5 protein-coding genes are annotated in these 6,223 nt (G+C 72.0%); all 5 read right to left on the bottom strand.

Features of this window, described 5'->3' with window-relative positions; all coding sequences use genetic code 11:
- Nucleotides 1–207: 207 nt before the first annotated feature.
- Nucleotides 208–1,143, bottom strand: a complete 936-nt coding sequence (locus tag ABTY04_RS29755; protein ID WP_352216504.1) for an ABC transporter ATP-binding protein — start codon at nucleotides 1,141–1,143, stop codon at nucleotides 208–210.
- Nucleotides 1,144–1,241: 98 nt separating this feature from the next.
- Complete coding sequence (locus ABTY04_RS29750; RefSeq protein ID WP_352216500.1) at nucleotides 1,242–2,342, bottom strand: ABC transporter ATP-binding protein; 1,101 nt, start codon at nucleotides 2,340–2,342, stop codon at nucleotides 1,242–1,244.
- The gene (locus tag ABTY04_RS29745; protein WP_352216499.1) at nucleotides 2,342–3,328 is read right to left on the bottom strand and encodes an ABC transporter permease; all 987 of its coding nucleotides are present in this window, start codon (nucleotides 3,326–3,328) and stop codon (nucleotides 2,342–2,344) included. Before ABTY04_RS29745 ends, ABTY04_RS29750 begins: the two co-directional genes overlap by 1 nt.
- Nucleotides 3,325–4,335 (bottom strand): ABC transporter permease, encoded by a 1,011-nt coding sequence (locus ABTY04_RS29740; RefSeq protein WP_352216498.1) that lies wholly within the window; start codon nucleotides 4,333–4,335, stop codon nucleotides 3,325–3,327. Before ABTY04_RS29740 ends, ABTY04_RS29745 begins: the two co-directional genes overlap by 4 nt.
- Before the next feature lie 22 nt (nucleotides 4,336–4,357).
- On the bottom strand, nucleotides 4,358–6,100 hold the full coding sequence (locus tag ABTY04_RS29735; protein WP_352216497.1) for an ABC transporter substrate-binding protein: 1,743 nt from the start codon (nucleotides 6,098–6,100) through the stop codon (nucleotides 4,358–4,360).
- Between the last annotated feature and the right edge of the window lie 123 nt (nucleotides 6,101–6,223).

Here is a 6,223-nt window from a genome sequence, read left to right as displayed (position 1 = left end):
CCGCATCCGCAGCGAGAAGGGCCTCCGCTGGGGCGGACGCCCCCTCGCACCCGCAGCCTGAGCAACCCGGCGAACCTATCCGGTCACAGCACTAGGCAGCGCCTGGGCAGGCCCGCCGCCGTGCCGACCCGCCGCCGGCGGGGTGTGCCGGGAGGACCCCGGGCCGATCGTGTCGGCCCGGGGTCCTCCCCTTCCCCTGGATCCCCGTCAGTCACCGGGGAAGTGGCAAGCCACCTCGCGTGAGGCGGTGACCTGGAGCAGCGGGCGCTCCGTGCGGCAGATGTCCTGCGCCTTGGGGCACCTCGGGTGGAAGGTGCAGCCCGGGGGCGGGGCTGCCGGGCTCGGCGGGTCGCCGAGCAGCACGATCCGCTCTCGCCGCCGCTCGGCCGCCGGGTCCGGCAGCGGTACGGCGGACAGCAGCGCCCGGGTGTACGGGTGCTGGGGGTTCTCGTACAGGACGCGCTTCTCGCCGATCTCGACGATCCGGCCCAGGTACATGACGGCGACCCGGTCGCTGACCCGTTTCACCACGGACAGGTCGTGCGCGATGAACACGTAGGCCAGGCCCAGTTCGCGGCGCAGGCGCTCCATCAGGTTGACGATCTGCGCCTGGACGGAGACGTCGAGGGCGGACACGGGCTCGTCGGCCACGATCAGCCGGGGGCTGGTGGCCAGTGAGCGGGCGATCCCGATGCGCTGGGCCTGGCCGCCGGAGAACTCGTGCGGGTAGCGGTCGATGTGCTCCGGGATCAGCCCGACCAGGTCCATCAGCTCGGCCGCCCGGCGGCGCGCGTCGGCCGCCGTCCGGCCCTGCACGAGCAGCGGGTCGGAGATGATCCGGGCCACGGTCTGGCGGGGGTTGAGGGAGGAGTGGGGGTCCTGGAAGACCATCTGGAGGTGCCGCCGGAGCGGACGGAGCCCGCCTTGGGACAGCCGGGTGATGTCCCGTCCGTCGAACGTGATGCTGCCGGCCGTGGGCTCCAGCAGCCTCACCAGCATCCGGCCGGTGGTGGATTTGCCGCAGCCCGACTCGCCCACCAGGCCGAGGGTTTCGCCCGCCGCGAGATCGAAGGAGACCCCGTCGACGGCACGCACGGGCGCCCCCCGGCGCCCGGACGCCGAGCGCCGGCCGGGGAAGGCCATGGTGAGATCGCGTACGGACAGCAGCGGATCGGGCGGGGCCGGATCGGTCCCGGTCCGGTCCGGCCGTGTGGTGGTGTCCGGGGGGCGGGCCTCTACGGTCATCGGGTCGCCTCCGGGGCGGACGGGGCGGACGGGGCAGTCGGTGCGGACGGGGCCTCCGGGGCGGGCACGGCGCCGGCCGCAGCGCCGGGGACCAGGACCGGCGGCGGGGAGCCGGCGCCCGCGAGATGGCAGGCGGCGGTGCGCGGGGCGGTCCCGTGGGGCCGCAGTTCGGGGCGCTCGGTGGCGCAGCGGCTGCGCTGCTCCGGGGTGCCCGCGGCGGCGAGGCCGCAGCGCGGGGCGAACGCGCAGCCCGGGGCGGGCGCGAGCAGCGAGGGCGGGGACCCGGGAATGGCCCGCAGCGGCTCGTCGTCGGCGTCGTCGAGCCGGGGCAGCGAGTCGAGCAGGCCCCGGGTGTACGGGTGCGCGGGGTCGGCGAACAGCTCGTCGACCGAGGCCTGTTCGGCGGCCCGGCCGCCGTACATGACCAGTACCTCGTGGGCGACGCGGGCGACCACCCCCAGGTCATGGGTGATCATCACGACGCCGAGGCCGCGCTCCTGCTGGAGCCGGGCGATGAGCTCCAGGATCTGCGCCTGCACGGTCACGTCGAGGGCCGTGGTGGGCTCGTCGGCGATCAGCAGGTCGGGTTCGCAGGCCAGCGCCATGGCGATCATCGCGCGCTGGCGCATGCCGCCGGAGAACTGGTGCGGGTACTCCCCCGCCCGGCGGGCCGGCTCCGGGATGCCGACCTCGCCGAGCATGTCGACCGCGCGCCGGCGCGCGGCGGCCCGGCCCGCCTTGAAGTGCACGCGGACGTGCTCGGCGATCTGCTCGCCGACCGTGTAGTAGGGGTGCAGGCTGGAGAGCGGATCCTGGAAGATCATGGCCATCTTCCGGCCGCGCAGCCGGGACAGCTCCTTCTCGGACATCCCGGTGAGTTCCTGCCCGGCCAGGGCGATCGAGCCGCCGACCTCGGCTCCCCGGTGCAGGCCCATGACGGCGAGCGAGGTGACGGACTTGCCGGACCCGGACTCGCCGACGATGCCGAGGGTCCGCCCGGCCTCCACCGTGAAGCCGAGTGCGTCGACGGCCCGTACGGGGCCGCGCGGGGTGGGGAACGTGACGCGCAGGTCGCGTACTTCGAGCAGGGCGGCCATCAGTACCTCACCCTCGGGTCGATGACGGCGTACAGGAGGTCGACCACGAGGTTGGCGACGACGATGAAGAAGGCGGCGAGCAGCGTGACCCCGAGGACGACCGGCTGGTCCGAGCTGACCAGGGCTCCGTAGAACAGTCGTCCTACGCCGGGGAGTCCGAAGATGGACTCGGTGATGACGGCTCCGGCGAGCAGTCCGCCGAGGTCCATGCCGAAGATGGTGAGGATCGGGGTCATCCCGGAGCGCAGGCCGTGTTTGACGACGACCGTGCGTTCGGGCATGCCCTTGGCCCGGGCGGTGCGGATGTACGGCTCGGCCATGGCCTCGATCATGGAGCCCCGGCTCTGGCGTGCGTACATGGCCGCGTAGAGCAGGGCGAGCGCGGTCCAGGGCAGCAGCAGGTTGGCCGCCCAGGCGAACGGGCCGTCGGAGAAGGCCTGGTAGGTGGGGTAGGGCAGGAGCCCGGCGACGCGGATGACTCCGTAGATGAGCATCACGGAGGTGAAGTAGACCGGCAGTGAGGCGGCGGCGACCGCGCCGACCATCAGTGCCTTGTCGGTGGCGGTGTCCTTGCGCAGGGCCGCGGTGACCCCGGCGCCGAGGCCGAGGACGAGCCAGAGCGCGGCGGCGCCGACGGCGAGCGAGGCGGAGACCGGGAGGCGGTCCATCAGCAGGTCCCACACGGGCAGGGAATTCTCGTACGAGTAGCCCAGGCACGGGAAGTCGCACTGGACGGCGTACTGGCCGGTGCCGAGGGTGCGGCCGGTGAAGATGCCGGTGAGGAAGTCGGCGAACTGCCGCCACACCGGCCGGTCCAGGCCGAGGTACTCCCGTACGTCGGCCAGCCGTTCGGCGCTGCAGGTCTTGCCGCAGGCGGCCGCGGCCGGGTCGGCGGGCAGGACGTAGAAGATGAGGAAGGTGACGGCGGCGATGGCGAGCAGGACTCCCGCCACGGCGAGCAGACGGCGCGCGAGGTAGAGGATCACGTGCGGCCGCCCCTCGGGTCGAGGATGTCGCGCAGGGCGTCGCCGAGCAGGGTGAAGGCGAGCACCGCGAGGAAGAGGAAGGTGCTCGGGATGACGAAGTACATGGGGTCGGTCTCGTAGTAGGCGACGGACTCGGCGATCATCTGGCCCCAGGACGGGGTGGGCGGGCGGACCCCGACGCCGAGGTAGCTGAGCGCGGCCTCGGTGCTGATCATGCCGGGGATGAGCAGGGTGGTGTAGGCGATGACCGGGCCGCAGACGCCCGGCAGGATGTCGCGGGTCAGGATCCGCCAGGAGCTCGATCCGCCGACGCGCGCGGCGTCGACGTACTCGCGGTGTTTGAGGGAGAGGGTCTGGCCGCGGACGACGCGGGCCACGCCGGGCCAGCCGAAGAGGCCGATGACCGCGGTCATGAGCACGATCCGGTTGACGTCCTTGGCCACCGACAGCATCGCGATCATGAAGATGAGGGAGGGGAACGACATGGTCAGGTCCATCAGCCGGGACAGGACCGCGTCGGTCCGGCCGCCGAAGTAGCCGGCGGCGATCCCGGCGGCGGTGCCGGTGACCACGACGATGGCGGTGGCTGCGAAGGCGATGAGGAGGGAGACCTGGGCTCCGTGGACGACGCGGGCGAACAGGTCGCGGCCGGTGACGGGTTCGACGCCGAGCCAGTGCTCGGGGCTGATCCCGCCGAGGGAGCCGAGGGGCTGGCCGCCGAGGTAGGGGTCGATGGCGGACTTGTCGAACTCCTCGGGGGACCAGCCGCCGAGCGCGCCCAGCCAGGGGGCGGTGGCGGCCATCAGGGCGAAGAGGAGGACGACGCAGAGGCTGACGCGGACGGCGGGGCGGTGGCGGAGTTCCTGCCGGGCGAGCTGCCAGGGGCTGCTGCCGGCGGTTGCCGCCGCGGGACCGTCCTCGGCGGCATCGGGGGCCGGTGCCCCGCCCGGAGCCGGGGCCGGGGCCGGGGCCGCCCGGCCGTCGGCGCCGGGTGCGGTGGTGGTCATGGTGTCGGGGGCTCCCTGTTCCTCAGCCCTGGCTCTTCGAGGGGTCCTTGAGGCCGACCGTGCCGTAGTCGACGGTGCCGGTCCACACGGGGTGGCCGTAGGCGCCCGCGATGTTGGGGCCGACGAGCAGCGGCTTGCGCTCCAGCAGGACCGGGATCGACGGGGCCTTCTTCATGAGCTCCGCGTCCAGGTCGGTCCAGGCCTGGCCGGCCTGCTTGGCGTCGGCCATGGCGTTGATCTCGTCGATCCGCTTCATGGTGGCCTCGTCGCGGAACTGGGCGTAGTTGCCCTGGTTGCCCTTGTCCTTGATGGTGCGTCCGTCGAAGACGAAGGGGATCCAGGTGGAGCCGGAGGGGTAGTCGGGGCACCAGCCCGTATAGGTCATGTCGGGGGTGGTGGAGAGGTCGCCGATGACGTCGTAGTACGCGCCGGGGTCGACGGTGTCGATGACAACTTCGATGCCGGCGCGGGACAGGCCCTGCTGGATGGCCTCCGCCTTGCCCTTGTCGCCGGTGGAGACCGCGAGGGAGACCTTCAGGTGCTCCTTGCCGGCGGCCTTGAGCAGTTCCTTGGCCTTGGCGGGGTCGCCGGACGCGGGGATCCCCAGGGTGTCGGCCTGCTTGCCGCCGGAGAGGGCCGGGGGCAGGTAGGCGGTGGCGACCTCGTTGAGGGCCGGGCCGCCGCCCGCGGTGATCACGGCCTCCTTGTCGACGGCGTACTGGAGGGCCTCGCGGACCTTCGGGTCGTTGAAGGGGGCGCGGGAGTTGTTCAGGTGGAGCATGACCGTACAGCCCTGGGACTCGGCGAGCAGGCGCGCCTTGACCTCCGGCTTCGGCAACACCTTCGGGGCGCTCTCGGGGCGCATGTTGGCGTACTCGACGGCCGAGGCGTCGGCGCCCTCGCCGGCGATGATGCGGTCGTCGATCTGGCCGCCCTTGAGGCCCATGACCACGACGAACTTGTCGGGGTAGGCCTTGCGCACGGGGTCGGTCTTCGCGTCCCAGTGCTCGTTGCGGACGAGCACCAGCTTCTTGTCGCGGTCGTACGACTCGATCTTGTACGGGCCGGAGGAAAACGGGCGGGCGTCGTACTGGGTTCCCTTCTCCTGGGACTGCGGGACGGGCGCGAAGGTGGGGAGGGTGGCGGTCGCGGAGAACTCGGCGACCGGGCGCTTGAGCTCGAAGACGATGGTGCGGTCGTCGGGGGTTTTGACGGAGTCGAGGTGCTGCCCCTGGAGCGGGCCCTTGTAGCCGTCGGTGCCGGCCAGGTACTGGGCGGCGTAGTCGGGGCCGCCGGTGAGGTCGGGGGCGAAGGAGCGCTCGACGTTGTACTTGACGTCCTGCGCCTTGATGGGGGTGCCGTCCTCGTACTTCAGGCCCTCCTTGAGGGTGAAGGTCCAGGTCTTGCCGCCGTTGGAGGGGGTGCCGAGGTCGGTGGCGAGGTCGGGGACGAGCTCGCTGCCGGCCTTGCCGGGCTCGGCCTTGAAGGTGACGAGCGTCCGGTAGAGGAGGCGGGTGCCGAAGTCCATGGTCGGCATGACCCAGTTGCGGGCGGGGTCGAGGTGGGCGAAGTCCTGGTTGGACAGGACGGTGAGGGTGCCGCCCTTGACCGGCGTGCCGCCGAGGATCTTTCCGTCGTTGGCGGCGGCGGGGTTGGCGCCGCTCGGGGCGGCGGAGCCCTTCTTGGGGTCGGAGCAGCCCGAGGCACCGAGTGCGAGAGCCGCCACCAGGGCGGTGGCGAGGGCGAGTTGGGTGCGCTTGGTCATGGGTCACTCCAGTGAAGGGCCGCGCTCTATGATGTGACCGGTAACATAGTAATGTGAAATTGCACTGACAAGGGGTTGGTGCCTCCGTTATCCAGCCGTGTCCAAATCCCCTTTGGTGCAAGG

The sequence above is a fragment of the Streptomyces sp. NPDC097981 genome, assembly GCF_040302565.1.
Lineage (GTDB): Bacteria > Actinomycetota > Actinomycetes > Streptomycetales > Streptomycetaceae > Streptomyces.
Note: the sequence above shows the minus strand (reverse complement) of the source record. Positions and strands in the feature narration are given on the sequence as shown.

Bases quoted from the DNA above. Each gene is read 5' to 3' on its own strand.
- ABTY04_RS29740 (WP_352216498.1), bottom strand. From the start codon at position 4,335: ATGACCACCACCGCACCCGGCGCCGACGGCCGGGCGGCCCCGGCCCCG.
- ABTY04_RS29750 (WP_352216500.1), bottom strand. From the start codon at position 2,342: ATGGCCGCCCTGCTCGAAGTACGCGACCTGCGCGTCACGTTCCCCACC.
- ABTY04_RS29735 (WP_352216497.1), bottom strand. From the start codon at position 6,100: ATGACCAAGCGCACCCAACTCGCCCTCGCCACCGCCCTGGTGGCGGCT.
- ABTY04_RS29755 (WP_352216504.1), bottom strand. From the start codon at position 1,143: ATGGCCTTCCCCGGCCGGCGCTCGGCGTCCGGGCGCCGGGGGGCGCCC.